This is a genomic window from Nocardioides sp. OK12 (assembly GCF_024341885.1).
Taxonomy (GTDB): domain Bacteria; phylum Actinomycetota; class Actinomycetes; order Propionibacteriales; family Nocardioidaceae; genus Nocardioides; species Nocardioides marinisabuli.
The window spans coordinates 521,692-545,311 of record NZ_BNET01000002.1 but is presented as its reverse complement, the minus strand read 5'-3'; the positions used below and the strand labels follow the sequence as shown (position 1 = coordinate 545,311).

Sequence of the window (23,620 nt, the reverse complement as noted above, 5' to 3'; positions counted from 1 at the left end):
CCTCTGTGTCCCGGTCTAAGGGGTGCTGGTTGGTGCGGTCTGCTGCTGGGGGGTGCTGTGTCGGCGCCCGTCCCGATGGTCGCTGCGACCACCGACATCGGACGTGACACCGGGTGATGCGGTGAGGGAAGAGGTGGTGCGCCCGGCAGGCAGCTTCCCCACTACCTGCCGGGCGGTCTGTGTCAGCCCGTGGGCTGGGGCTCGGTGTCGAGCGTCAGGCGCTCGGCGCGGAGCATGGCGATCTCGTCCTCGAAGTCGGCCGCGGAGGCGAACTGGCGGTAGACGCTGGCGAAGCGCAGGTAGGCCACCTCGTCGAGCTCGCGCAGCGGGCCCAGGATGGCCAGGCCGACCTCGTGGGCCGGCAGCTCGGCGGCTCCCGCGCCGCGCAGGGTGTCCTCGACGACCTGGCCCAGGCAGGCCAGCTGGTCCTCGGTGACCGGTCGGCCCTTGCACGCCTTGCGCACGCCGGCCACGGCCTTCTCGCGCACGAAGGGCTCGCTGGCCCCCGAGCGCTTCACGACGCTCAGCTGCATCTGCTCGACGGTGGTGAACCGCTTCGAGCAGGCCGAGCAGGTACGCCGGCGGCGGATCGAGCCGCCGTCCTCGGAGACCCGCGAGTCGAGGACCCGGGTGTCGGTGGCACGGCAGAACGGGCAGTGCATCGGGTCCTCCTCTCGGGCGCGCCGCGCAGCCCCCGCGAGGGCTGCTGGGTGTGGATATCGTTGCTCTCCCTGTGGAGAACAACCGGTCACCTGTGCACCATCCCGCATCCATCTGTGAACTAGATGTGGATAACTACAGCGGTGTAACTACTAGATGTAGTGGAACCGTACGCCCGGGACCACGAGCCGCGCAAGCCGTCCCGAAAATTTCCTGCGACCCAGATCACACTCGATGCATCGCTGCAGGTCAGCGCACCGGGACCGCCCCGAAGGGGTGGCGCCGAGCGGCGCCGGAGGGGCTGCCGGATGCCGGCACCGGTATCGACACCCGGTCGCCGGGGCTGGGTGCGGTCGGACACAATGACGCTGTGAGCGGCGAGGCGGGCGGCCAGGTGGACGAGCAGGTGGCCGGCGCGCCGACTCCGGCTCCCGCCACCGCCGGCAAGCGGGCCGGTTCGCGCCGTGCGGCCCGCCCGGAGCGCTCGTTCCAGCCGCGGCTGCTCGGCCTGGCCCTGGCCGTCACCGCCGCGGTGGTCGCCTGGGGGTACCTGGTCTACGCCGCGATCGACTTTGGCACCCAGGCCCGCGGTGGGGAGTCGGCCGCCTGGTTCTTCCTGGCCCTCGCCTCCGTCGGGGCCGTGGCCTGCCTCTTCGTGGGCCTGATGCTCGTCGCGCGCCTGGGCCGGGCGCTCGGCCTCACCCGCGACCCCGCGGCCCCGGCTCCCCCACCGGGCGGGCGGCGACGAGCTGCCACAGCGCCCCGAGAGAGATGAACGGCTCCCGGTCGCACAGCGCGAGCTCGAGGCGCTCCAGCACCGCGTAGAAGTCGGGGTCGACCTTGAGGCCGTCGTCGGCGACGTAGTCGTTGGCGACCCGGGCGGCGTAGCGGCCCACCACCTCGAGCCCGGCCGCCACCAGCTGCTCCTCGACCTCGTCGCGGGCCACCGCCCGCGCGGTCGTGGTGAAGGTGGCCGACTCCATGTCGTCGCGGCCGAGCTCGTCGAGCGCCGCCTCCGGCCCTTCGCGCACCAGCCGCCCGATCACCCGCGCCGCGGGGTTCGGCGCCATCACCGAGACCCGGCCGCCCGGCCGCGCCGCCTGCGCCAGACGTCGTACGTCGGCCGCGCCGGTCTCGGCCGGGCGGTAGTGCAGCACGTTGTGGCACAGCACCAGGTCGAACCCGCCGCCGGCCCCGCTCAGGTCGTCGATCGAGCCCTCGAGGGTCACCACCCGCTCCCCCACCCGCGCGGACTCGGCGCGGCGGCGGGCCTCGGCGAGCCAGGAGGGCGCCGGGTCGAGGACCGTGACGTGGTGGCCGGCGACGGCCAGGCCCAGGGCGTCGCGGCCGTCGCCCCCGCCGACGTCGAGGACCCGCAGCGCCCGCGGCTGCCCGAGGTCGGCCTCCAGCGCCTCGACCTGGCGGCGCAGCGTCTCGCGCACCACCGCGAACCGCAGGCGGCCCCAGGGCGCCTCGCACCACGCCTGCCGCTGGGCCAGCCTGCTCTCGAAGACGTCGTCGCTCACCACGACAGCCTCCCGCACCGGACGCGGAAGACAGGGCCCGACACAGCGCGAGGGGCGGGCCCACTGCGGGCCCGCCCCTCGTCTTTCCCCTGGTTTCGCCGGCCGGGGTCGAGGCGACCGACGAAATCTGTGGGCGGCCGCAGGGGCCGCCGTGCCCGGACCGCAGCGCGGTCGCGGGCCGTTCCTCAGCCGGCCGGGACGACCAGGCGCTGGCCGGTGACCACCAGGCCACCGTCGAGGGAGTTCAGCTGCTGGATGCGCTCGATGACCTCGCGCACGTCGCCGGACTCGGCGCGCTCGGCGGCGATGGCCCACAGCGTGTCGCCGACGCCGACGGTGATCGTCTCGGTCGCCGGGGCGGTGCCGCTCTCGCTGGTGGCAACGGAGACGCCGGCCAGCACGACGCCCACCAGGGCGACGAGCAGCAGGCCCGCGGCCAGCACAGCGAGCCGGCCGCGGCGGGTCAGCCGCAGCGAGCCCGGCGTCGTACGGCGGGTGGCGCGGACGGCGCCGAGGCGGATCGGGGCCGGGGCGGCGGTGAGGGTCATGGTGCTCATCGGGACCTCCTGGGGAAGGGGGTGGTCGTCGTCGTGCTCGGTCAGGGAGATGTCTACGGACAGCCACCGACAGTCCCGGTCGAGATCCTGCTTCGACCAGGTGTTCGATCGAACACATGAGCGAGACTAGATCAGGTGTTCGAGCCGCGCAAGGGGTGCAGCGAACAATTGTTCGAGATCCCCGACGTCACTCCGGAGCAGCCCGTCGCCGCCTCCACGAGCGCGACACGCCCTTCGAACAGATGTTTGAAGTCGGGCCCGCGCGGCGATAGCGTGGGTCCACGACCCATCCGAGCGGACTCCCCGGCTCGGGCCTCGCGCACGAAAGGCACACGATGGCCACCAAGAACAGCGGCCCCCGCAAGCGCGGGGTCGCGGAGCTGCCCGACGGCCCTCCCGACGCGACCGGCCTGACGCCGCGCCAGATCAAGGTCCTCGCGTGCATCAAGGAGGCCATCGAGACCCGCGGCTACCCGCCGAGCATGCGCGAGATCGGCCAGGCCGTCGGCCTGACCAGCACCTCCAGCGTCTCCCACCAGCTCAAGGTGCTCGAGGAGAAGGGCTTCCTCAAGCGCGACCCCCACCGCCCGCGCGCCCTCGAGGTCTTCCTGCCCGAGCTGATGGCGCGCCGCAAGGCGATCTCCTCGGCCGACGACAGCTCGGTCGACGAGACCGACATCGGCAACACCATGCCGCAGGCCTCCTACGTGCCGGTCGTGGGCCGGATCGCCGCCGGTGGCCCGATCCTGGCCGAGGAGCGGGTCGAGGCCGTCTTCCCGCTGCCCCAGCAGCTGGTCGGCGACGGCCAGCTCTTCCTGCTCGAGGTCTCCGGCGACTCGATGATCGACGCCGCGATCTGCGACGGCGACTACGTGGTGATCCGCCAGGAGCAGACCGCCAGCAACGGCCAGATCGTCGCCGCCCTGATCGGCGAGGAGGCCACCGTCAAGACCTTCCAGCGCAAGGACGGCAAGGTCTGGCTGCTGCCCCACAACGACGCCTACGAGCCGATCGACGGCACCCACGCCTCGATCCTCGGGGTCGTCACCGCGGTGCTGCGCAGCCTCTGAGGCCCCGCACCCGCCCGTCGGGAGACCGAACCGACGGTGAACAGACGGTGCTCACACCGCCGTCCACGTCACGTGGACGGCGGTGTGTCGTTGGATGAGGCGTGACCCCACCACTGACCCCCACCACCGCCGCTGACGCCGTGCGCCCCGCCGACGCCGAGCGGGCCCGCCTCGCCGCCCTCGGACGCCGTACGGTCCTGGCCGCCAGTGCCGTCGGGGCCGGCGGCGCCGCCATCACCGGCGCCGGCGTGCTCGCGAGCCCGCACGCGGTCGCTGCGAAGGCCCGCCACGACGTCTTCGCCCACGGCGTGGCCTCCGGCGACCCGCTGCCGCGCGCGGTGCTGATCTGGACCCGGGTCACCCCCACCAGGGCCGCCACCCCCGGCTCGGGCAAGGGCCCGCGGGTGGGCGTGCGCTGGGAGGTCGCCACCGACCGCCGCTTCCGCAACGTCGTGCGCCGTGGCCGCTTCGTCACCAGCGCCGCGCGCGACCACACCGTCAAGCTCGACGTGACGGGCCTGCAGCCCGAGACCGTCTACCACTACCGCTTCACCGCGCGCGGCCAGCGCAGCCCGGTCGGCACCACCCGCACCGCCCCGGCCAAGCGCGCCACGCCCGACAACCTGCGCTTCGGCGTGGTGTCCTGCGCCAACCTGCAGGCCGGCTGGTTCAGCGCCTACCGGCTGCTCGCCGAGCGCGACGACCTGCACGCGGTGCTGCACCTGGGCGACTACCTCTACGAGTACGCACCCGGCCAGTACGGCATGGGCCAGGACAACGTCGACATCCGCCCGCACGACCCCGCGCGCGAGATGGTCTCGCTCTCCGACTACCGCCGCCGGCACGCGCAGTACAAGACCGACCCCGACCTGCAGGCCCTGCACGCCCGGTACGCCTGGATCGTGACCTGGGACGACCACGAGGTCACCAACGACCAGTGGAGGAAGAACGCCGAGAACCACGACGACTCCGAGGGCGACTACCTCAAGCGGCGCGCCCGCGCCCACCGCGCGTACGACGAGTGGATGCCGGTGCGTATGGACGGCACCGCCTCGCTGGGCGACGGCGCCCGGCTCTACCGCCGCCTGCGCTTCGGCGACCTGGCCGAGGTCAGCATGCTCGACCTGCGCACCTACCGGTCCCAGCAGGTCGCGACCCCGCTGGTGGACGCCGAGGTCAACGACCCGGCGCGCTCGATCACCGGCAACCGGCAGATGGAGTGGCTCAAGGACTCCCTGACCCGCGGCAACCACGCCCCGCAGTGGAAGGTCGTCGGCAACCCGGTGATGATCGCCCCGGTCACCTTCGCCGATCTGCCCAACGAGCTCGTCGACCCGGTCAACGACGTCACCGGGCTGCTGCCCCAGGACGGCTCGCCGTACAACGTCGACCAGTGGGACGGCTACACCGCCGACCGCCGCGAGGTCTTCCGCCACATCGACGACCACCAGGTCAAGGACGTGGTCTTCGTGACCGGCGACATCCACTCGGGGTGGGCCTGCGACCTGCCGATGGACACCTCGCTCTACCCGCTGCTCGGCGACTCGGTGGGCGTGGAGTTCGTGTGCTCCTCGGTGACCTCCAACAACCTCAAGGACATCACCGGCCAGCCGGCGCTGACGCCGCTGGTGGAGACCGCGATCAAGGCCAACAACCGCCACATCAAGTACCTGAACTTCGACGACCACGGCTTCTCGGTGCTCGACATCACCGCCGAGCGCACCCAGATGGACTGGTACGTCATCGGGGCCCGCGACGACCAGCAGACCACCGCCACCCACGACGCGTCGTTCCGCACCCTGGCCGGCACCGGCACGGTGCAGCGCGTGAGCACCCCCGTAGGAGACCGCTGATGTGCGACCCGACGAGCGGCCACTGCGACGCGGCCGGCCCCGCCCCCTTCGCCCGCGGCCTCGGTGAGATCCGCGCCGGTCGGCGCACGGTCCTGACCGCGGCGGCCTCGGGCCTGGCGTTCTCGACCGTGGCCGGGCTCGAGCCGGCGGCGCTCGCGGCGCGGGCCTCGACCCGCAAGCGGGCCTACGTGCTGGTCGTCGACGGCTGCCGGCCCGAGGAGATCGACAGCGGGCTGACGCCGAACCTGCTCGCGCTGCGCGAGGGCGGGGTGCACCACCCGCGGGCCACCTCGATGCCGGTGATGGAGACCATCCCCAACCACACGATGATGATGACCGGGGTGCGCCCCGACCGCAGCGGCGTGCCGGCCAACGCGGTCTACGACCGGGCGCTGGGCGAGATCCGCACCCTCGACCAGCCCTCCGACCTGCGCTTCCCCACCGTCATCGAGCGGCTCAACAGGCGCGGGTTGACCACCGGCACGGTGCTGAGCAAGGAGTACCTCTACGGGATCTTCGGCGAGCGGGCCACGCACCGCTGGGAGCCGTTCCCGATCGTCCCGATCTCGGGGCACGCCCCCGACGACTTCACGATGCGCGCCACCCTCGACATGATCGGCGAGCTCGACCCCCACCTGGTCTTCGTCAACCTCGGCGACGTCGACCGGCTCGGACACACCGACCTCACCGGGCCCACCACGCTCGAGGCCGCGCGCAAGCTGGCGCTGGTCAACACCGACCGGCTCGTCGGCGACTTCGTGGCCGAGCTGAAGAGCTCGGGGCGCTGGGAGCACTCGATCGTCATCGTGCTGGCCGACCACTCGATGGACTGGTCCTACCCCGACCGGATCGTCTCGCTGCAGGGACCGCTCTCGGAGGACCCGTTCCTGGCCGACCGGTTCGTGATCGCCGACAACGGCGGCGCCGACCTGGTCTACTTCACCGGCCCGCGCTCCGAGCGCGACAAGGCCGTGCGCCGCATCCGCCGCATCGCCTCCGACGTGCCCGGGGTGCTGAAGGCCTGGGACCGCCGCGCCGACTGGCTGCGCCTGGGCCCCGAGTCCGGCGACGTCGTGGTCTTCTGCCAGGCCGGCTGGCGCTTCAGCGACCCCGACGTCTACTCCAACCCGATCCCCGGCAACCACGGCCACCCCGCCACCCGCGCGATCCCGTTCTTCATCGGCGGCGGGCACCGCGCGGTCACCCCCGGCAAGGTCTCGCCGCGCCACGCCCGCACCACCGACGTCGCCCCCACCGTCGGGGCGTTCTTCGGGCTCAAGCCGCCCCGGGGCGGGTACGACGGGAAGCCGCGGCTCTAGGCGCGGGCGCGGGACGTCATACGAGCCGTCGGCTCGATGACGTCCCGCCCGTATGACGTCCCGCGGCGCCGCGGGGGCGCTCAGGCGTCCTTCGCGGAGGCGGCCAGGCGGGCCAGCGCCTTGCGGACCACCGCCGGGTCGGTGGTGGTCCACATCGGCGGCAGGCTGGCCTTGAGGAACGAGCCGTAGCGGGCGGTGGCCAGGCGCGGGTCGAGCACCGCGACGACGCCGCGGTCGGAGGTGGTGCGGATCAGCCGGCCGGCGCCCTGGGCCATCAGCAGCGCGGCGTGGGTGGCCGCGACCTGCATGAACCCGTTGCCGCCGGCCTTGTCTGCCGCCTTCTGCCGCGCGCTCATCAGCGGGTCGTCGGGCCGCGGGAAGGGGATGCGGTCGATGAGCACCAGCTGGCAGGTGTCGCCGGGCACGTCGAGGCCCTGCCACAGGCTCAAGGTGCCGAAGAGCACCGTGTGCGGGTCCTCGACGAACTGCTTGGCCAGCTCGGGCAGCTGCGCGTCGCCCTGGGCCAGGATCGTCAGGTGCGGCAGCCGCTCGCGCACCGCCTCGGCCGCGGCCTCGGCGGCCCGCCGCGAGGAGAACAGCCCCAGCGCCCGGCCGTCGGCGGCGTCGACCAGCTCGACGATCTCGTCGAGCTGGGCCTTGCCCAGCCCGTCACGACCCGGCTGCGGCAGGTGGCGGGCGACGTAGAGGATCGACTGCTGGCCGTAGTCGAAGGGGCTGCCGACGTCGAGGCCGCGCCAGGGCAGCACCCCGTCGCCGGGCGCGATCTCGCGACCCACCCCGACCCGCTCGGTCGGCTTGAGGCCGACGCTGGTGGCCACCGAGGCGAAGTCGCCACCGAGCATCAGCGTGGCCGAGGTCAGCACCACCGTCTTCTCGCTCAGCAGCTTGTCGCGCATCGGGCCCCACACGGCCAGCGGCGCGACGTAGAGCCGCGCCGGCATCCGCTCGCGGGCCTCGCCCAGCCACAGCACGTCGGACTCCAGGTCGGCGGCCATCCGCTCGGCGACCACGAAGACGTCCTGGACCATGCCCTTGGCCTGCTGCTTGCCCGGATCGGCCTCGCCGTCCTTCGGGTTGTCCTTGGGGTACGCCGACACGCACGCGCGGGCCGCGTCGCGCACCAGCTGCAGCGCGTCGCCCAGGTGCACCGGGAGCCGCTCGAACCGGCCGGCGTCGCACTCGGCCATCGCGTCGCGCAGCGCGTCGGCGGCGTCGGCCAGGTCGTCGGCCTCGGAGCCGTCGACGTGGCGCCCCGAGCGCTTCGCGGCACGCTCGACGTCGAGCGCCGACAGCTCGTCGGTGGCGGCCTGGGTGACCCGCGCGGTCAGCTCGTGGGCCTCGTCGATCACCACGGCGTCGTACTCGGGGATCATCGGCACCCCCTCGATCGCGTCGATCGCGAGCAGCGAGTGGTTGGTGACGATGACGTGGGAGCGGTGCGCCTTCTCCTTGGCCAGCTCGGCGAAGCACTCCTGGCCGAAGGGGCAGCGCGCGGCGCCGAGGCAGTCGCGGTGGCTGACGCTGACCTGGCGCCACTCGCGGTCGGTGTGGCGCGGGGCGCCGTCGCGCTCGCCCGACCCGCCGCCCTCGGCCTCCTTCTCGGCCCACTCGCGCAGCTCGAGGACCTTCTGGCCCATCGACCCCTCGGGCAGCTGCACCAGCGCGCCCTGGTCGTCGGGCACGCCCTCGCGCACCCGGTGCAGGCAGGCGTAGTTGGAGCGGCCCTTGAGCACCGCGAAGGAGGTGTCGACGTCCTTGCCGGCCCGCGAGCCCTTGACCGCCGCCATCAGCCGCGGGATGTCGCGCTCGACCAGCTGGTGCTGCAGCGCCAGGGTGGCGGTCGCGACCACCACCCGCTCGCGGTGCAGCAGCGAGGGCACCAGGTAGGCCAGCGACTTGCCGGTGCCGGTGCCGGCCTGCACCAGCAGGTGCTCCTCCTCCACGAACGCGCGCGCGACCGCCTCGGCCATCTGCACCTGCCCGGCCCGCTCGGCCCCGCCCAGGGCCTGCACGGCCTCGCCGAGCAGGGTCGTCACCGCGCCGACGGGGGCGTCGCTGAGCAGCGGCGGCGTGGCGTCGTCGGTCGTCGCGGCGGCGTCGGCTGTCTCAGGCACCCGAGCACCCTAGCCGCGCCCACCGACGCTCCCCAGCGGCCCGCCCCGAGGCTGTGGAGGGCGGGTGCCGCGGGTCACGGCGGCCGCTCACCCGAGGCGCGCCGCCACCCAGTCGCCGAACGCGGTGTGCCCGGCGGGGGTCAGGTGCAGCCGGTCGTCGAGGTAACCCAGCTCGACGTCGAGCGCCGAGAGGTAGGTGACGCCGTGGCCCGCCGCCAGCTCCGCGAGCAGCGCGTCGACCCGGGCGACGTACGCCGCCCGCGACGGCGCGCTCGCCGGCCCGACGACGACCACGCGGCGCCCCTCGAGCACCGCCAGCAGGTCGTCGAACCCGGCGGTGACCTCGGCGTCGCTGCGGTCCCAGTCGTTGAGGCCGCCCTCCACAACGACCAGGGCGTCGGCCGGCAGGCCGGCCAGGGCTGCGGGCGCGCGGGCGGCGAAGGAGACGGCGCTGCAGCCCGAGGCCCGCGCCGAGAAGCCCGAGCCGGAGAAGCCGGCCACGTGCACGCGACCGGGCAGCCGCACCGGCCACGAGGCGCCCGGGTCGGCCAGGCCCAGCCCGGCGCTCCACGAGTCACCGATCACCAGCACCGGCTCGCCGGAACCGGTCACCAGGCCCGCGCGGGCGCTCGAGTCGGCGGCGAAGCGGTCGCAGCGCTCGGCGTACGAGCCGGTGGCCCGCTCGGGGGCCAGCACCACGACGACGACCGCGAGCGCGACGAGCAGCGCGGCCAGGCCCACCCCGAGGGTGCGCCGCCGCGGCACCGCCAGTGGTCCGAGCACACCCCCATCGTGCGCGCGCACACGGGCCCGCGCAGCGGTTCGGCGCAGGTCGTGACCGGCCCGTGCGGGGATCGTTACGCGCCGGTGCAGACGGGGTGGTCAGCGGGTGTGACCTGGATTACGTTGGACGCCCGTCCCGCCTCTCGGAACCAGGAGTCTCCGCATGTCGCTCGACCGTCGCACCCTGCTCCGCACCAGCGCCGCCGGCGCCGCCGTCGGCCCCTTCGCCGGGCTGGTCACGATGCCCGCCGAGGCGGGGCGCCCACCCCGCCAGCAGGAGCTGGTGCCCGTGCGCGACCTGCGCGACGGCACCGTGCGCCTGCACCTGCCCCGCGGCTTCAAGTACCGCTCGTTCCACGACACCGAGGGCCCCGTCGTGCTCACCGACGGCACCGCGCTGCCCGGGCGCCACGACGGCATGGGCGCCTTCAAGGGCCCCCGCGGCACCACGCTCCTGGTGCGCAACCACGAGGTCAACAACCCCCAGCCCGCCTTCGGCCCCGGCACGCCGTACGACGAGATGGCCGGCGGCGGCACCACCACGGTGCAGGTCAACCGCCGCGGCGGGGTGCTCGGCTCGTTCACCAGCCTCAACGGCACGATGATGAACTGCTCGGGCGGGCAGATGCCGTGGGGCGCGTGGATCACCTGCGAGGAGACCGTCAACGGCCCCGACGTCGAGGCCGACTTCACCGGCACCTCCAACGTGCCGCTGAAGAAGCGGCACGGCTACGTCTTCGAGGTGCCGGTCAGCCACCAGCCGGGCCGGGGCCAGTCGAACCGCGAGCCGATCCGCTCGGCCGGGCGCTTCGCCCACGAGGCGGTCTCCTTCGACCCCCGCAAGGGCCACCTCTACCTCACCGAGGACGACTTCGGTTTCGCCTCGGGCTTCTACCGCTACCGCCCGCCCGCGCACCCCATGGAGGTCGGCGAGCTGCGCGACGGCGGCCGACTGCAGATGCTGAAGGTCAAGGGCGTCGACAACGCCCACCTCGAGGCGCACCAGGAGCAGGGCGCGACCTACGACGTGGAGTGGGTCGACATCGCCCAGCCCGACGTCGAGTACGACCACACCCCCGGCGAGCCGGCGCCCACCGAGCAGGCCACCGCGCTGACCCACGTGGCCAGCCAGGGCTGGGCGCAGGGGGCGGCGTACTTCTCGCGGCTCGAGGGCCAGGTCTACGACCGCGGCGTCGTCTACTTCACCTCCACCCAGGGCGGCGGGGCGGCGATGCCCGGCACCGAGGGGCCCTCCGGCTACGGCAACGGCTCGGGCCAGGTGTGGGCCTACGACACCCGGCGCCAGCAGCTGCGCTGCGTCTTCCAGTCACCCGGCCCGATGGTGCTCGACCTGCCCGACAACGTCACGACGTCCAAGCGCGGCACCCTGGTGGTCTGCGAGGACTCCAGCGGCGACAACTACCTGCGCGGGCTGACCCGGCGCGGCAAGATCTGGGACATCGCGCTCAACCGGCTGCGCAGCAGCAGCGGGGCCGAGCGGTTCGGCGACGAGTTCGCCGGCTCGACCTTCAGCCCCGACGGCCGCACGCTCTACGTCAACATCCAGTCCAGCAAGGGCATGACGTTCGCGATCTGGGGCCCCTGGGGCCGGATCGGGGTCTAGGCCGGGCTCAGGACGGGGAGCCACCCTCGACGCTGGGCGCCACGGCGCTGGGCAGCACGGCGTAGGCCGCGAGCTCGCCGGCCAGCGACTCGTTGGCGCGCCCGCGCACCAGGGAGCCGTCGGCGGTGTGCTCGAGCGTGTCGATCTCGCCCTCCTGGTGCAGCCGGTTGACCAGGTCGCCACGGCTGTAGGGCAGCAGCACCTCGAACTCCACCGACGGGCGCGGCAGCTCGGACTCGATGACCGCCAGCGCCGCGGCGATGCCCTCGCCGGTCCTGGCCGAGACGACCACCGAGTGCGGCTCGCGGGCCTGCAGGCGCGCCAGCACCAGCGGGTCGGCGGCGTCGGCCTTGTTGATGACCACGAGCTCGGGGATCTTGGCGGCGTCGACCTCGGCGAGCACCTCGCGCACCGCGCTCAGCTGGCCCTCGGGGTCGGGGTGCGAGCCGTCGACCACGTGCAGGATCAGGTCGGCCGCAGCGACCTCCTCCAGCGTCGAGCGGAACGCCTCGACCAGCTGGTGGGGCAGGTGGCGGACGAACCCGACGGTGTCGCTCATCGTGTAGACCCGCCCGTCCGCGGTCGTCGTACGACGCGTGGTGGGGTCGAGCGTCGCGAACAGGCTGTCCTCGACCAGCACCCCGGCGCTGGTCAGCCGGTTGAGCAGGCTGGACTTGCCGGCGTTGGTGTAGCCGGCGATCGCCACCGAGGGGATCTCGTTGCGGGCGCGGCCCGAGCGCTTGGCGTCGCGGGTGACCTTCATCTGCTTCAGGTCGGCGCGCAGCTTGGCGATCTTGGTGTTGATGCGGCGGCGGTCGGTCTCGATCTTGGTCTCACCGGGGCCACGGCCACCGATGCCGGCACCGCCGGCGACGCGGCCACCGGCCTGGCGCGACAGGTTGCCGCCCCAGCCGCGCAGGCGCTGCTTCATGTAGGAGAGCTGGGCCAGCTCGACCTGGGCCTGGCCCTCGCGCGACTTGGCGTGCTGGGCGAAGATGTCGAGGATCAGCGCGGTCCGGTCGACGACCTTGACCTTGATCTTGTCCTCGAGGTTGCGCAGCTGGCTCGGCGCGAGCTCGCCGTCGCAGATGACGGTGTCGGCGCCGGTCGCGGCCACGATCTCGGCCAGGCCCTCGACCTTGCCGCGGCCGATGTAGGTGGCCGGGTCGGGCTTCTGGCGGCGCTGGAAGAGCGCCTCGAGCACCTCGGAGCCGGCGGTCTCGGCGAGCAGGGCGAGCTCGGCCATCGAGTTCTCGGCGTCCTGCACGCTGCCCTCGGTCCACACGCCGACCAGCACGACCCGCTCGAGGCGCAGCTGGCGGTACTCGACCTCGGTGATGTCCTCGAGCTCGGTGCGCAGGCTGGCCACGCGGCGCAGCTGGTGGCGCTCGGCGAGCTCCATGGCGCCGACCGTGGGGTCGTCGTCCTCGGGGTCGGGGGCGTCGAGGTCGACGGCGGGCTCGTCGGCCCGGTCGTCGGCCCGGTCGTCATCGTCGGCGTAGCCGGACTCGAAGTCGTCGGCGTCCCACGCCGCGGTGGCCTCGAGCTCGTCGTCGAGGGAGAAGTCAGGTGCGTTCGTCATATGCCTCCAGGGTATGTCTGTTCCAACGCGACCACGAACGACTTTCATCCCGGCACACCCGGGACGCCGCCACGTGCCACGATGGAGGGCGTGCCCAGCCCCGACGTCCTCGCCGCGCTCGAGCACCTGCCCCGCGGCCGGCTGCTCGGCCTCACCGGCGCCCCCGGGGCCGGCAAGTCGACCGTCGCGGCCTGGCTGGCCGAGCACACCGGCGCCGCGGTGGTGCCGATGGACGGCTTCCACCTCGCCGACGTCGAGCTGCGCCGCCGCGGGCTGCTCGACCGCAAGGGCGCGCCCGAGACCTTCGACGCCGAGGGGTACGCCGCCCTGCTGCGGCGGGTGCGCGAGCGCGAGGAGCTGGTGATGGCGCCGGCCTTCGAGCGCGACCTCGAGCAGCCCCTCGCCGGCGCGCTGCCGGTGCCGGGGACGGCCGACCAGGTCGTCACCGAGGGCAACTACCTGCTCCTCGACGAGCCCCGCTGGCGCGCGGTGCGCGCCCTGCTCGACACGGTGTGGCACGTGCACGTCGACACCGACGTGCGCCTCGAGCGGCTGCTGGCCCGCCACGTCGCCCACGGCAAGTCCCCCGACGAGGCCCGCGCCTGGGTCGCCCGCGTCGACGAGCCCAACGCCGCGCTCGTCGAGGCCGCGGCCGAGCGCGCCGACCTGGTCCTCGACCTCACCCCCTGACGCGAGCCGGCGCCACTTCACCGCCGAGCCGGCGCCACTTCACCGCCGAGCCGGCGCCAGTTCACCGCGAGCCGGCCGGTTCGAACGGGCCGGGTCGGCGTCAGGCGGTGACCCAGGGCTCGCCGGCCAGCACCGCGGCGACCGGCTCGGAGACCTCGACCCCGTCGGGCCCCAGGAGGCTGGCGGCGCTGAACTGGGCGGCGTACGAGTCGAAGGAGCGGCCGTGGCGCAGCATCGCGTGCTTGCCGTCGGGGATGCGGATGAAGCCCACCCCGGTGTGCGCGGCGATGCGCCGCGCGACGGTCTCGGCGCGGCCGGGCGGGGCGATGCGGTCGCGCATGCCGTGCACGACCAGCACGCTGCGCCCCGGCATCGGGACGCCGTCGGTCGGGTAGACCCACGGGTTGAGCGCCACGACCGAGCGCACGCAGTCGAGCCCACCGGCGAGCAGGGCGGCCCGACCACCGAGCGAGTGCCCGACGAGGCCGACCGGGCGGTCGCCGTACCGCTCGCGCACCTGCTCCAGTGCCCAGGCAACGTCGTCGACCGGGGTGGTGTGGGTGTCCCAGCCGCGGCGGGTGTTGAGCACGCGGTGCACGGCCAGCTCGCCGCGCCCGGCCCGCGCGACCGCCTTGGCGGTGGGGATCATCCGCAGCACCGAGAGCTGGGTGGGGCTGACCCCGGGGCTGTCCTGGCGGTCGGCGCCGCCGTGCAGCACCAGCACGACGGCGCGCGGGTCGTCGGGGGTGGCGGTGTCGAGGAGGCGAGGGGCGAGGTCCACGCGTCGAGTGTTGCAAATGGGTCGTGCCCCAGGGGGTGACCTGCTGGTCACCCCCAGGGGCACGAGTGCCGGTGGCTACTTGGGGGGCATCCGGATGCCGCCGTCGACCCGGATGACCTCGGCGTTCATGTAGGAGTTGGTGATCGTCTCCACGACCATCGAGGCCAGCTCGTCGGGGTTGCCGAGCCGCTTGGGGAACAGCACGCTCTCGCCGAGCTTGGCCTTGAACGCCTCGGCCTGCTCGCCCTCGCCGTAGATCGGGGTGTCGATGAGGCCCGGGGCGATGGTGTTGAGGCGGATGCCGGCGGCCGACAGGTCGCGCGCGACAGGCAGGGTCATGCCGACGACGCCGCCCTTCGACGACGAGTACGCCGCCTGGCCGATCTGGCCGTCGAAGGCCGCGACCGAGGTGAGGTTGGCGATGGCGCCGCGGCAGCCGTCGGCGTCGGGCTCGTTGCGGCTCATCGCGGTGGCGGCCAGGCGGGTCATGTCGAAGGTGCCGATCAGGTTGATCGCGATCACCTTGGTGTACGCCGCCAGGTCGTGCGCGGAGTCGAAGTCGCCGTCGCGCCCGATCGTGCGCTGCGCCCAGCCGATGCCGGCCGAGTTGACCACGGCGCGCAGCGGCGCGATCTCGGCGGCGGCCTCGACCGCGGCCTTGATCTGGTCGGTGCTGGTGACGTCGACCTGGGCGAAGACGCCGCCGATCTCGGCGGCCAGGGCCTCGCCCTTGTCGGCCTGCAGGTCGGCGATGACGACGGTCGCGCCCTTGGCGGCGAGCTGGCGGGCCGCGGCGGCGCCGATGCCCGACGCGCCGCCGGTGACGATGGCAGATGCTCCGGAGATGTCCATGCAGCGGAGCCTAGGGGGCCGTCGTCGCGCGCCGACAGGGACCCGCCGAACGAGACAGTTCCACTGTCACGGTCGGGCCCGGGAGTTTCATCGGGTACCCGACAGAACTCGCGCCACCACCACGAAGGTTCAGCCAGGTGCCGCCAGTTCCATCGGGTGCCCGATGAACCTCCGGGCCAGCCCGGCAGCCCTACAGGTCGGTGGTGCCGCGGGCGACGACCACGGCGGGGCCGGTCATCAGCACGTGGCCGCGCTCGTCGAGGGCGATGGTCAGGGTGCCGCCCGGCAGGTCCACCCGGTACGCCGCCCCGGCGGCGTCGTCGTCGGAGCCGAGCGCGCCGTCGGCCTCGGCCGCGGCGACCATCACCGCGCAGGCGCCGGTGCCGCAGGAGGAGGTCTCGCCCGAGCCGCGCTCGTGGACCCGCATCGCGACGTGGCGCGGCCCGCGGCGCACCACGAACTCGACGTTGACCCCGTCGGGGTAGACCCCGGCGTCGTGGCCGGGCGCCTCGGTCAGCGCGCCGGCGTCGTCGAGGGAGTCGACGAAGGCCACCGCGTGCGGGTTGCCCATGTCGACGTGACGGGCGGGCCAGGCCCGCTCCCCCACCGACACCTCGGTGCGACCCACCAGGCGCGGCGCGCCCATGTCGACGGTCAGGCCGTCCTCGGGGGCGCCGCCCGCGGGGGTGACGACCTTGACGCCGTCGCGGGTGCCGACCGGGATCGGCGTACCCGGCTCGACCAGGCCCTCCTGGAGCAGGTGCAGGGCGAAGACACGAACCCCGTTGCCGCACATCTCCGAGACCGACCCGTCGGCGTTGCGGTAGTCCATGAACCACTCCGCACCCTCGGCCAGCGCCGCGGCACCGGGGTCGGTGGCGGCCAGCGCGGCGGTGCGCACCACCCGCAGCACCCCGTCGCCGCCGATGCCGGCGCGCCGGTCGCAGAGCGCCCGCACCCGCTCGACGGCCAGCCCACCGTGCACCGAGCCGTCGTGGTCGGGCAGCAGCACGAAGTCGTTGCGGGTGCCGTGGCCCTTGAGGAAGGGGTAGGTCATCGGTAGAGCCTCTCGGCGTAGGACGGTCCGTAGTACTCCTCGAGCTCGGCGGGGCTGCGCCCGCCCTCCTCGACCGGGGGCTCCGCGGCGGCCGCCAGCACCGCGCGCCGCGGCACGTGCGCCTCGGGCGCCCAGCTCTCCGGCTCCCACAGCCGCGAGCGCAGGAACGCCTTGGAGCAGTGGAAGAAGACCTCCTCGACCTCGACCACGACGGCCAGCAGCGGCCGGTGGCCGCGGACCTCGAGCTCGTCGAGGAAGGGCGCCTCGCGCACCAGCCGCGCCCGCCCGTTGACCCGCAGCGTGTCGCCGCGCCCGGGGATGACGAAGTCGAGCCCGACGTGGGGGTTGGCCAGGATGTTGCGGTAGCCGTCCGCGAGCCGGTTGCCAGGCCGCTCGGCGATCGCGATCGTCGACTCGTCGAGCACGTGCACCAGGCTCCCAGCCGGGTCGCCCTTCGGCGAGACGTCGCAGCGGCCCTCCGCGTCGGCCGTGGCGAGCATGCAGAACGGCGTCGCCGCCAACCAGGCCCGATCGACGTCGGTCAGGGTGGCGTGCACCTTCGCCCGCACCACCGGCGTCGGCTCGCCCAGCAGCAGCGCGAGCTCGTCGACGTCGCCGATCTCGCGCCAAGGACCTTGCTGCGCACGCGGACTGCTCACCCGGACCAACCTACGCGGGCGGGCGTACGACGTCGTAGCGGGCGCAGGCGAAGTCGCCGTTGCGCGCCAGGTCGACCAGGCGCAGGTCGAGCGCCTCGGTCATCAGCGGACGCCCGGCACCCAGCACGACGGGCGCGATCGCCACGACCACCTCGTCGAGCAGCCCCTCGGCGGCCAGCTGGGAGGCCAGCGCGCCACCGCCGACCACCCACACGCCGCTGCCGCCGGCGGCGGCCAGCACCTCGGGCCACACCTCGGTGACCGCACCGCTGACGAGGCGGACGTCGGCGCCCTCGATGCGCGGCAGGTCGCGATGGGTGAAGACCCAGCACGGCTGCTCGTAGGGCCAGCCGTCCCCAGCCTCGTCGTGGGTGCGGATCCACTCGTAGGTCGTCGAGCCCATCAGCAGCGCCCCGATGCCGGAGATGAACGCCGGGTAGCCCATCGGGCCGTCGTCGTCGATCTGCTGGCGGAAGAGCCAGTCGAGGGAGTCGTGCTCGTCAGCGATGAACCCGTCGAGCGTCGAGGCAACGTAGTAGGTGGTGCGGGTCATGCTCCGATGCTGCCACCGATCGCCGACACCCGCTCGACGGCGGCCACCGCGACCTCGACGCGGGCCGGGTCGTCGTGGTCGACCCACACGATGCGCGGGTCCTTGCGGAACCACGAGTCCTGGCGCCGCGCGAAGCGCCGGGTCGCCACCACGGTGCGCTCGCGGGCCTCCTCGAGCCCCAGCTCGCCGGCGACGTACGCCGCCACCTCGCGGTAGCCGATCGCGCGGCGGGCGGTCAGCCCCTCGTCGAGCCCCTCGCCCAGCAGCCGCTCCACCTCGGCGACGAAGCCGTCGTCGAACATCTGCGCCACCCGCTGCTCGATGCGCGCGTCGAGGGTGGGCCGGTCGATGTCGACGCCGATCTGCACGGTGCGCGGGTCGACGTAGACCAGGCGCGGCAGGGAGGCGCTGAAGGGCCGGCCGGTCAGCTCGACGACCTCCAGGGCGCGCACCACGCGGCGGGTGTTCCCGGGCTCGATGCGCGCGGCGGCCTCCGGGTCGAGGGCGGCGAGCCGGGCGTGCAGGGCCGCGCTGCCGGCCTCCTCGGCCTCGGCCTCCAGCCGGGCGCGCAGCGCGCTGTCGGTGCCGGGGAACTCGAACTCGTCGAGCACCGCGCGGGTGTAGAGGGCCGACCCACCGACCAGCACCGGCACCCGGCCGCGCCCGCGCAGCTCGCCGATCAGCCCGCGTGCCAGCTCCTGGAAGTGCGCGACGTTGGCCGGCTCGGTGACCTCGAGCAGGTCGAGCAGGTGGTGCGGGACGCCGCGCCGCTCGGCCGGCGGCAGCTTGGCGGTGCCGACGTCCATGCCGCGGTAGAGCTGCATCGCGTCGGTGTTGACCACCTCGCCGCCGAGCCGCTCGGCCAGGTCGAGGGAGAGCCCGCTCTTGCCGGACGCGGTGGCGCCGACGACCGCGACCACGACGGGGTTGCTCCCCATCCCCTCGGGCGTCCCGGCCGGTGCTGACATGTGACTAGTGTGGCAATCACCCCACCCGCACCGACCAGGAGGCCGAGATGGGTTTCTTCAACAGGCGCAACATCGACAAGCTGCGCGGCAAGGTGACCGACGCCGTCGACAAGCACGGCGACAAGATCTCCGACGGCATCGACAAGGCGGCCAAGGCCGCCGACCAGCGCACCGGCGGCAAGCACAGCGACAAGATCGCCAAGGGCGTCTCGAAGGCCAAGGACGGGCTCGACAAGCTCGACGGCAAGAAGGACGACATGCCGCCCGACAACCCGCCCACCACCTACCCCCGGACGGAGGACACGCCGTGACCGCACCCGTGCCCGAGGAGCGCGACGAGAGCCCGCTGCCCACCGAGCAGGACCCGCCCGGCGAGCACGCCGGCGAGCTGCCCGGCGAGGACGCCGAGCGCCCGGTCGACGGTGCCGCCGCGGCCGAGCACGAGCGCAACGCCGAGACCTCCGAGGACCAGCCCAGCCAGTGACCGCCCGATGACCAGCCCAGCGACCGGCCCAGCGACCGGCCCAGCGACCGGCCCAGCGCCGCACCACGGCCGCTTCGTCGTCGTGCCCGCCGCCTACGTCTTCCTGCTGCGCAGCGGCGGGGCCGGGCCCGAGGTGCTGCTCCAGCTGCGCCGCGGCACCGGCTACATGGACGGCCACTGGGCCGCGGCGGCCGCCGGTCACGTCGAGCGCGGCGAGACGGCGTACGACGCGGCGCACCGCGAGGCGCGCGAGGAGATCGGCGTCGAGGACCTCGACCTCTCCTTCGTCACCGCCATGCACCGCACCCGCGGCGGGGAGCCGATCGACGAGCGCATCGACTTCTTCTTCACCGCCTCCTCGTGGAGCGGCGAGCCCAGGGTCGTGGAGCCGGAGAAGTCCGCGGGGCTGCGCTGGTGCGCGCTCGACGACCTCGCCGCGCTGCCCGACCCGGTCGTCCCGCACGAGCGGGCAGTGCTGGAGAGCCTCCGCACCGGCACGAGCAGTCCCTACAGCACCTTCGGCTTCGACGCGGACCTCCCCGTCGCCGCCCACCAGGAAGGACTCAGCAGATGAGCGACACCAACGGCGCCGAGGACCTCGGCCCGATGCCCACCCCGCAGGCCGAGGAGCCGGAGCTGGTGCCCGGCGGCGTCGACGCGATCGGCGAGGTCAGCGACCAGCCCGTCGTGCCCGACCTCGCCGCGAGCGCCAACCCGGCCACCGAGAACGCCCCCGCCGAGACCAGCGAGGGCGAGGACACCAGCACCAAGGCCACCGACGACGATGACGACGCCGACGACGTCGCCCCGACCGAGGAGTCGCCGGCATGAGCACGCCCACCGACCCGCGCACCGGCCGCGAGGCCGACGACCCGCGGCACTCCAACGACGAGCTGGCCGGCGACATGGGCGTCAGCAGCGAGCGCGAGGGCTCGACCGGCCCGGGCCAGCACGGCACCGACGGGGTCAAGGACACCTCGGTCTCCGACGAGCACGGCGTCCCGGACCCCGAGAAGCCCGAGAAGACCCGCGGCGGCGAGGAGCCCCAGCCCGAGGGGCTGACCCCCAAGGCCGGCTACTCCTCGATCGACCCCCGCAGCAAGGACTGACCAGGCTCACGCCGAGACGTCCCAGATCTCGCGTCCACCCGGCCCGATTCTCGCGTCGACCCGGCCCGCACCGGACAGCGGGAGATCCGGGCCGGGTCAGCGCGAGATCTGTGCCGAGTCAGCGCGACATTTGCGCCGGGTCAGCGCGACATTTGCGCCGGGTCAGCGGCAGGCGGGGGCGTCGGGCAGCGGGGCCGGCACCCCGACCGAGGGCATGCCCAGCCCGACACCGGTCGGCTTCGGGGCCCTGGTGCGGGCCTCCCACGCGTCGCCCGAGCGGGTACGCCGCACGGAGACCACGCGGTCGGCGACCAGGTGGTGCGGGGCGGCGTAGGTGACCTCGACGGTGACCATGTCGCCGGGGCGCACCTCCTCCTGCGGAGCCACGAAGTGCACCAGCCGGTTGTCGGGGGCGCGCCCGGAGAGCCGCAGCGTCTCGGCGTCCTTGCGCCCCTCGCCCTCGGCCACCATCAGCTCGAGGGTGCGCCCGACCATCTTCTTGTTCTCGGTCCAGGCGATCTCGCTGACCAGGTCGACCAGGCGGCCGTAGCGGTCCTTGACCACCTCGGGCGGGACCTGGTCGGGCAGCGTCGCGGCCGGCGTACCGGGGCGCTTGGAGTACTGGAAGGTGAAGGCGGAGGAGAACCGCGACTCCGCGACCACCCGCAGCGTCTCGGCGAAGTCCTCCTCGGTCTCGCCGGGGAAGCCGACGATGATGTCGGTGGTGATGGCCGCCTCGGGGATCGCCGCGCGCACCCGCTCGATGATGCCGAGGTACTTGGTGGAGCGGTAGGAGCGCCGCATGTCCTTGAGCACCTTGTCGGAGCCCGACTGCAGCGGCATGTGCAGGCTCGGCATCACGTTGGGGGTCTCGGCCATCGCCTCGATGACGTCGTCGGTGAACTCGGCCGGGTGCGGGCTGGTGAAGCGCACCCGCTCGAGGCCCTCGATGTCGCCGCAGGCGCGCAGCAGCTTGGAGAAGGCCTGCCGGTCGCCGAACTCCACGCCGTAGGCGTTGACGTTCTGGCCCAGCAGGGTCACCTCGGAGACGCCCTCGGCGACCAGCGCGCGGATCTCGGCGAGGATGTCGCCGGGGCGGCGGTCCTTCTCCTTGCCGCGCAGCGCCGGCACGATGCAGAAGGTGCAGGTGTTGTTGCAGCCGACCGAGATCGAGACCCACGCGGCGTACGCCGACTCGCGCTTGGTGGGCAGCGTCGAGGGGAAGACGTCGAGCGACTCCAGGATCTCGACCTGGGCCTCCTCGGCCACGCGGGCCCGCTCGAGCAGCACCGGCAGCGAGCCGATGTTGTGGGTGCCGAAGACCACGTCGACGTACGGCGCCCGGTCGGTGATGGTGGCGCGGTCCTTCTGCGCCAGGCAGCCGCCGACGGCGATCTGCATGCCGGGGCGCGCGGCCTTGATCGGCGCGAGGTGGGAGAGGTTGCCGTAGAGCTTGTTGTCGGCGTTCTCGCGCACCGCGCAGGTGTTGAAGACGACCACGTCGGCCTGCTCGCCGGCCGGGGCGCCCTGCTTGTCGAAGGCCACGTAGCCCGCGTCCTCCAGCAGCCCGGTGAGCCGCTCGGAGTCGTGGACGTTCATCTGGCACCCGTAGGTCTTGACCTCGTAGGTGCGGCCGGTCGTGGGCACGGCGGCCTCGGGCTGGGCGGTGGTGGCAGTCATGACGCTCCCAGGGTACGGCGGCGCGGCGGGCCCGCCCGAATCCATCACCCCGGCCCCCGGCGCTCGTTGGAGCGGTGTGTGCGAGCCCTCCCCTCCCCCTGCCGCCGCCGGCCGGCGCGCCGTCATCGGGGCCGGCCTCGGCGCCGGCCTGGCGGGCGCCTCGGCCGTGCTGGTGCCGCCCACCGCGTCGTACGCCGCCGACGGGGCGAGCGCGGCGGGGCTGGTCTACCGCGGCCGGTTCACCGGCGTCGGCGACCCCGACTGGCACTACCTGCCGGTCGAGGTGCCGCGCGGCACCACCCGCATCGACGTCGCCTACGGCTACGACAAGCTCGAGACCGGCGCCGGGGTCTCCTTCAACATCATCGACATCGGGATCTTCGACGCCTCCGGCAAGGGCCTGGGCGACGCGGCCGGGTTCCGCGGCTGGTCCGGCGGGGCGCGCGACCGGTTCAGCATCAGCCGCAGCCGCGCCACCCCCGGCTACCTGGCGGGACCGATCGGCGCGGGCACCTGGCACGTCGTGCTCGGCCCCTTCACCGTCGTGCCGCCCGGGGTGGAGTGGACGGTCACCGTGACCCTGCACCGCGGCGGCGTGCGGGGGCGGCGCTTCCGCCCCCGCCCGGCTCCGCGGCGGGTGCGCGGCACCGGCCCCGGCTGGTACCGCGGCGACCTGCACACCCACACCGTGCACTCCGACGGCCGCCACACCCAGGCCTCGCTGCTGGCGCTGGCGCGCGAGGCCGGGCTCGACTTCCTGGCCTCCACCGAGCACAACACCACCTCCGCGCACCTGACCTGGGGCCGCCACGTGCCCGACGACTTCCTGGTGGTCCCGGGCGAGGAGGTCACCACCCGGGCCGGGCACTGCGTGACCCTCGGCCAGCCCGCCGGCGCCTGGATCGACTGGCGCTACCGCCCCGAGGACGACCAGCTGGGCCGCTTCACCGAGCGGGTGCGCCGCCTGGGCGGGATGTCGGTCGCCGCGCACCCGTTCGCGCCGACCGCCGGCTCGACCTGGCAGTACGGCTACGACGACGTCGACGCCGTCGAGCTGTGGAACGGCCCGTGGACCCTCGACGACCAGACCGCTTTGAGCGCCTGGCACGCCCTGCTGGTCGCGGGGCGCTTCGTGCCGGCCGTGGGCTCCTCCGACAGCCACCACGACGGCCAGCAGGTCGGGCGGGCCCAGACGGTCGTGCACGCCGAGCAGCTCTCGGTCGGCGCGGTGGTGCGCGGGCTGCGCCGCGGCCGGGCCTGGCTCGCGGAGTCCTCGGCGGTCGAGCTGGGCCTGGAGGCGCGCCTCGGCGGGCGCGCGGCCGGTTGCGGCCAGAGCTTGGACGCCGGGCCGGCCGACGTGGTCGACGTACGACTCGAGGTCGGCGGGGTGCCCGGCTGCCTGGCCCAGGTGTGGGGCCCGGCGGGCCCGCTGGCCGGGGCCGTGACCGACGAGCAGGGACGCGCCGAGGTGACGGTGCAGGTGCGCGCCGGGGCCGCGCCGTTCGTGCGCGCCGAGGTCCGCCGCCTCGACGGGGCGCCGGTCGTGAACCCGGTCGAGGGGGTGCCGGCGCTGCCCGTGGTGGCCCTGACCAACCCCGTCTTCCTGGCTCCCGCACCCTCCCGCGCGCAGAACCGCAACGAAGATGTGACCACCTGAGAGCAGCCTGAGCGTGGCACG

25 protein-coding genes are annotated in these 23,620 nt (G+C 73.9%); 12 read left to right on the top strand and 13 right to left on the bottom strand.

The window, feature by feature from the left end:
• Positions 1–182 precede the first annotated feature (182 nt).
• Positions 183–662, bottom strand: a complete 480-nt coding sequence (gene nrdR, locus OCU29_RS06765) for a transcriptional regulator NrdR (RefSeq protein ID WP_179615458.1) — start codon at positions 660–662, stop codon at positions 183–185.
• Between the two features lie 368 nt (positions 663–1,030).
• Here nrdR and OCU29_RS06760 point away from each other — a divergent pair, with 368 nt between their 5' ends.
• A complete protein-coding gene (locus tag OCU29_RS06760) occupies positions 1,031–1,435 on the top strand; it encodes a hypothetical protein (RefSeq protein WP_261819300.1) in 405 nt (134 codons plus the stop codon).
• Here the strand turns inward: OCU29_RS06760 and OCU29_RS06755 are convergent.
• Entirely contained in the window at positions 1,359–2,186 is an 828-nt protein-coding gene (locus OCU29_RS06755; RefSeq protein WP_261819299.1) for a methyltransferase domain-containing protein, read from the bottom strand. The two genes, OCU29_RS06760 and OCU29_RS06755, sit on opposite strands and share 77 nt — an antisense overlap.
• Before the next feature lie 185 nt (positions 2,187–2,371).
• The gene (locus OCU29_RS06750) at positions 2,372–2,743 is read right to left on the bottom strand and encodes a LysM peptidoglycan-binding domain-containing protein (RefSeq protein WP_261819298.1); all 372 of its coding nucleotides are present in this window, start codon (positions 2,741–2,743) and stop codon (positions 2,372–2,374) included.
• Between the two features lie 335 nt (positions 2,744–3,078).
• Here OCU29_RS06750 and lexA point away from each other — a divergent pair, with 335 nt between their 5' ends.
• From lexA to OCU29_RS06735, 3 genes are all read left to right on the top strand, one after another.
• The gene (lexA, locus tag OCU29_RS06745; RefSeq protein ID WP_179615454.1) at positions 3,079–3,813 is read left to right on the top strand and encodes a transcriptional repressor LexA; all 735 of its coding nucleotides are present in this window, start codon (positions 3,079–3,081) and stop codon (positions 3,811–3,813) included.
• Between the two features lie 101 nt (positions 3,814–3,914).
• Positions 3,915–5,666 carry an alkaline phosphatase gene (locus tag OCU29_RS06740; protein ID WP_261819297.1) on the top strand — a complete coding sequence of 584 codons (1,752 nt, stop codon included), beginning with the start codon at positions 3,915–3,917 and terminating at the stop codon, positions 5,664–5,666.
• Entirely contained in the window at positions 5,666–6,985 is a 1,320-nt protein-coding gene (locus OCU29_RS06735) for an alkaline phosphatase family protein (protein ID WP_261819296.1), read from the top strand. The genes OCU29_RS06740 and OCU29_RS06735 overlap by 1 nt, the downstream gene beginning before the upstream one ends.
• 80 nt (positions 6,986–7,065) lie before the next feature.
• Here the strand turns inward: OCU29_RS06735 and OCU29_RS06730 are convergent, their stop codons facing one another.
• Together OCU29_RS06730 and OCU29_RS06725 are read right to left on the bottom strand one after the other, a co-directional pair.
• Positions 7,066–8,976: an ATP-dependent DNA helicase gene (locus OCU29_RS06730; RefSeq protein WP_261819378.1), complete on the bottom strand. Its 1,911-nt coding sequence runs from the start codon at positions 8,974–8,976 to the stop codon at positions 7,066–7,068.
• A gap of 231 nt (positions 8,977–9,207) precedes the next feature.
• Positions 9,208–9,903: an SGNH/GDSL hydrolase family protein gene (locus OCU29_RS06725; protein ID WP_261819295.1), complete on the bottom strand. Its 696-nt coding sequence runs from the start codon at positions 9,901–9,903 to the stop codon at positions 9,208–9,210.
• Between the two features lie 163 nt (positions 9,904–10,066).
• Here OCU29_RS06725 and OCU29_RS06720 point away from each other — a divergent pair, with 163 nt between their 5' ends.
• Positions 10,067–11,527 (top strand): PhoX family phosphatase, encoded by a 1,461-nt coding sequence (locus OCU29_RS06720; RefSeq protein WP_261819294.1) that lies wholly within the window; start codon positions 10,067–10,069, stop codon positions 11,525–11,527.
• 7 nt (positions 11,528–11,534) lie between these two features.
• On the opposite strand, the gene hflX is transcribed toward OCU29_RS06720, so the two are convergent.
• Positions 11,535–13,109 carry a GTPase HflX gene (gene hflX, locus OCU29_RS06715; protein WP_370463658.1) on the bottom strand — a complete coding sequence of 525 codons (1,575 nt, stop codon included), beginning with the start codon at positions 13,107–13,109 and terminating at the stop codon, positions 11,535–11,537.
• Positions 13,110–13,199: 90 nt separating this feature from the next.
• Here hflX and OCU29_RS06710 point away from each other — a divergent pair, with 90 nt between their 5' ends.
• Positions 13,200–13,799 carry a nucleoside/nucleotide kinase family protein gene (locus OCU29_RS06710; RefSeq protein WP_261819293.1) on the top strand — a complete coding sequence of 200 codons (600 nt, stop codon included), beginning with the start codon at positions 13,200–13,202 and terminating at the stop codon, positions 13,797–13,799.
• A gap of 100 nt (positions 13,800–13,899) precedes the next feature.
• Here OCU29_RS06710 and OCU29_RS06705 read toward each other — a convergent pair whose 3' ends face one another.
• The 6 genes from OCU29_RS06705 to miaA form a co-directional block, all read right to left on the bottom strand.
• Positions 13,900–14,580: an alpha/beta hydrolase gene (locus tag OCU29_RS06705; RefSeq protein WP_261819292.1), complete on the bottom strand. Its 681-nt coding sequence runs from the start codon at positions 14,578–14,580 to the stop codon at positions 13,900–13,902.
• A gap of 75 nt (positions 14,581–14,655) precedes the next feature.
• A complete protein-coding gene (locus OCU29_RS06700) occupies positions 14,656–15,432 on the bottom strand; it encodes an SDR family NAD(P)-dependent oxidoreductase (RefSeq protein ID WP_261819291.1) in 777 nt (258 codons plus the stop codon).
• Positions 15,433–15,622: 190 nt separating this feature from the next.
• Positions 15,623–16,489: a diaminopimelate epimerase gene (gene dapF / locus OCU29_RS06695; protein ID WP_261819290.1), complete on the bottom strand. Its 867-nt coding sequence runs from the start codon at positions 16,487–16,489 to the stop codon at positions 15,623–15,625.
• On the bottom strand, positions 16,486–17,148 hold the full coding sequence (locus OCU29_RS06690; RefSeq protein WP_261819289.1) for an MSMEG_1061 family FMN-dependent PPOX-type flavoprotein: 663 nt from the start codon (positions 17,146–17,148) through the stop codon (positions 16,486–16,488). The genes dapF and OCU29_RS06690 overlap by 4 nt, the downstream gene beginning before the upstream one ends.
• Positions 17,149–17,158: 10 nt before the next feature.
• Entirely contained in the window at positions 17,159–17,701 is a 543-nt protein-coding gene (locus OCU29_RS06685) for a dihydrofolate reductase family protein (protein WP_179615445.1), read from the bottom strand.
• A complete protein-coding gene (gene miaA, locus OCU29_RS06680; RefSeq protein ID WP_261819288.1) occupies positions 17,698–18,669 on the bottom strand; it encodes a tRNA (adenosine(37)-N6)-dimethylallyltransferase MiaA in 972 nt (323 codons plus the stop codon). The genes OCU29_RS06685 and miaA overlap by 4 nt, the downstream gene beginning before the upstream one ends.
• 47 nt (positions 18,670–18,716) lie before the next feature.
• On the opposite strand from miaA, the gene OCU29_RS06675 reads away from it, so the two are divergent.
• The 5 genes from OCU29_RS06675 to OCU29_RS06655 are packed head-to-tail and all read left to right on the top strand — an operon-like array spanning position 18,717 to position 20,262.
• Positions 18,717–18,980 carry an antitoxin gene (locus OCU29_RS06675; RefSeq protein ID WP_261819287.1) on the top strand — a complete coding sequence of 88 codons (264 nt, stop codon included), beginning with the start codon at positions 18,717–18,719 and terminating at the stop codon, positions 18,978–18,980.
• The gene (locus tag OCU29_RS06670) at positions 18,977–19,153 is read left to right on the top strand and encodes a hypothetical protein (protein ID WP_261819286.1); all 177 of its coding nucleotides are present in this window, start codon (positions 18,977–18,979) and stop codon (positions 19,151–19,153) included. Before OCU29_RS06675 ends, OCU29_RS06670 begins: the two co-directional genes overlap by 4 nt.
• A gap of 7 nt (positions 19,154–19,160) precedes the next feature.
• Positions 19,161–19,727, top strand: a complete 567-nt coding sequence (locus OCU29_RS06665; RefSeq protein ID WP_261819285.1) for an NUDIX domain-containing protein — start codon at positions 19,161–19,163, stop codon at positions 19,725–19,727.
• Positions 19,724–19,984 carry a hypothetical protein gene (locus OCU29_RS06660; protein WP_179615442.1) on the top strand — a complete coding sequence of 87 codons (261 nt, stop codon included), beginning with the start codon at positions 19,724–19,726 and terminating at the stop codon, positions 19,982–19,984. Before OCU29_RS06665 ends, OCU29_RS06660 begins: the two co-directional genes overlap by 4 nt.
• Positions 19,981–20,262, top strand: coding sequence for a hypothetical protein (locus OCU29_RS06655; RefSeq protein WP_179615441.1), 282 nt, complete (start codon positions 19,981–19,983; stop codon positions 20,260–20,262). Before OCU29_RS06660 ends, OCU29_RS06655 begins: the two co-directional genes overlap by 4 nt.
• Positions 20,263–20,424: 162 nt before the next feature.
• On the opposite strand, the gene miaB is transcribed toward OCU29_RS06655, so the two are convergent.
• Positions 20,425–21,942, bottom strand: coding sequence for a tRNA (N6-isopentenyl adenosine(37)-C2)-methylthiotransferase MiaB (gene miaB, locus OCU29_RS06650; protein ID WP_261819284.1), 1,518 nt, complete (start codon positions 21,940–21,942; stop codon positions 20,425–20,427).
• On the opposite strand from miaB, the gene OCU29_RS06645 reads away from it, so the two are divergent.
• The gene (locus tag OCU29_RS06645; RefSeq protein WP_261819283.1) at positions 21,941–23,599 is read left to right on the top strand and encodes a CehA/McbA family metallohydrolase; all 1,659 of its coding nucleotides are present in this window, start codon (positions 21,941–21,943) and stop codon (positions 23,597–23,599) included. The two genes, miaB and OCU29_RS06645, sit on opposite strands and share 2 nt — an antisense overlap.
• Positions 23,600–23,620 lie beyond the last annotated feature (21 nt).

Excerpts from the sequence above, each read along its gene's own strand:
- nrdR (WP_179615458.1), bottom strand. The coding sequence starts at position 662 with ATGCACTGCCCGTTCTGCCGTGCCACCGACACCCGGGTCCTCGACTCG.
- OCU29_RS06750 (WP_261819298.1), bottom strand. The coding sequence starts at position 2,743 with ATGAGCACCATGACCCTCACCGCCGCCCCGGCCCCGATCCGCCTCGGC.
- lexA (WP_179615454.1), top strand. The coding sequence starts at position 3,079 with ATGGCCACCAAGAACAGCGGCCCCCGCAAGCGCGGGGTCGCGGAGCTG.
- OCU29_RS06735 (WP_261819296.1), top strand. The coding sequence starts at position 5,666 with ATGTGCGACCCGACGAGCGGCCACTGCGACGCGGCCGGCCCCGCCCCC.
- OCU29_RS06730 (WP_261819378.1), bottom strand. The coding sequence starts at position 8,976 with ATGGCCGAGGCGGTCGCGCGCGCGTTCGTGGAGGAGGAGCACCTGCTG.
- OCU29_RS06720 (WP_261819294.1), top strand. The coding sequence starts at position 10,067 with ATGTCGCTCGACCGTCGCACCCTGCTCCGCACCAGCGCCGCCGGCGCC.
- hflX (WP_370463658.1), bottom strand. The coding sequence starts at position 13,109 with ATGACGAACGCACCTGACTTCTCCCTCGACGACGAGCTCGAGGCCACC.
- OCU29_RS06700 (WP_261819291.1), bottom strand. The coding sequence starts at position 15,432 with ATGGACATCTCCGGAGCATCTGCCATCGTCACCGGCGGCGCGTCGGGC.
- dapF (WP_261819290.1), bottom strand. The coding sequence starts at position 16,489 with ATGACCTACCCCTTCCTCAAGGGCCACGGCACCCGCAACGACTTCGTG.
- OCU29_RS06685 (WP_179615445.1), bottom strand. The coding sequence starts at position 17,701 with ATGACCCGCACCACCTACTACGTTGCCTCGACGCTCGACGGGTTCATC.
- miaA (WP_261819288.1), bottom strand. The coding sequence starts at position 18,669 with ATGTCAGCACCGGCCGGGACGCCCGAGGGGATGGGGAGCAACCCCGTC.
- OCU29_RS06675 (WP_261819287.1), top strand. The coding sequence starts at position 18,717 with ATGGGTTTCTTCAACAGGCGCAACATCGACAAGCTGCGCGGCAAGGTG.
- OCU29_RS06665 (WP_261819285.1), top strand. The coding sequence starts at position 19,161 with ATGACCAGCCCAGCGACCGGCCCAGCGACCGGCCCAGCGACCGGCCCA.
- OCU29_RS06660 (WP_179615442.1), top strand. The coding sequence starts at position 19,724 with ATGAGCGACACCAACGGCGCCGAGGACCTCGGCCCGATGCCCACCCCG.
- OCU29_RS06655 (WP_179615441.1), top strand. The coding sequence starts at position 19,981 with ATGAGCACGCCCACCGACCCGCGCACCGGCCGCGAGGCCGACGACCCG.
- OCU29_RS06645 (WP_261819283.1), top strand. The coding sequence starts at position 21,941 with ATGACGCTCCCAGGGTACGGCGGCGCGGCGGGCCCGCCCGAATCCATC.
- miaB (WP_261819284.1), bottom strand. The coding sequence starts at position 21,942 with ATGACTGCCACCACCGCCCAGCCCGAGGCCGCCGTGCCCACGACCGGC.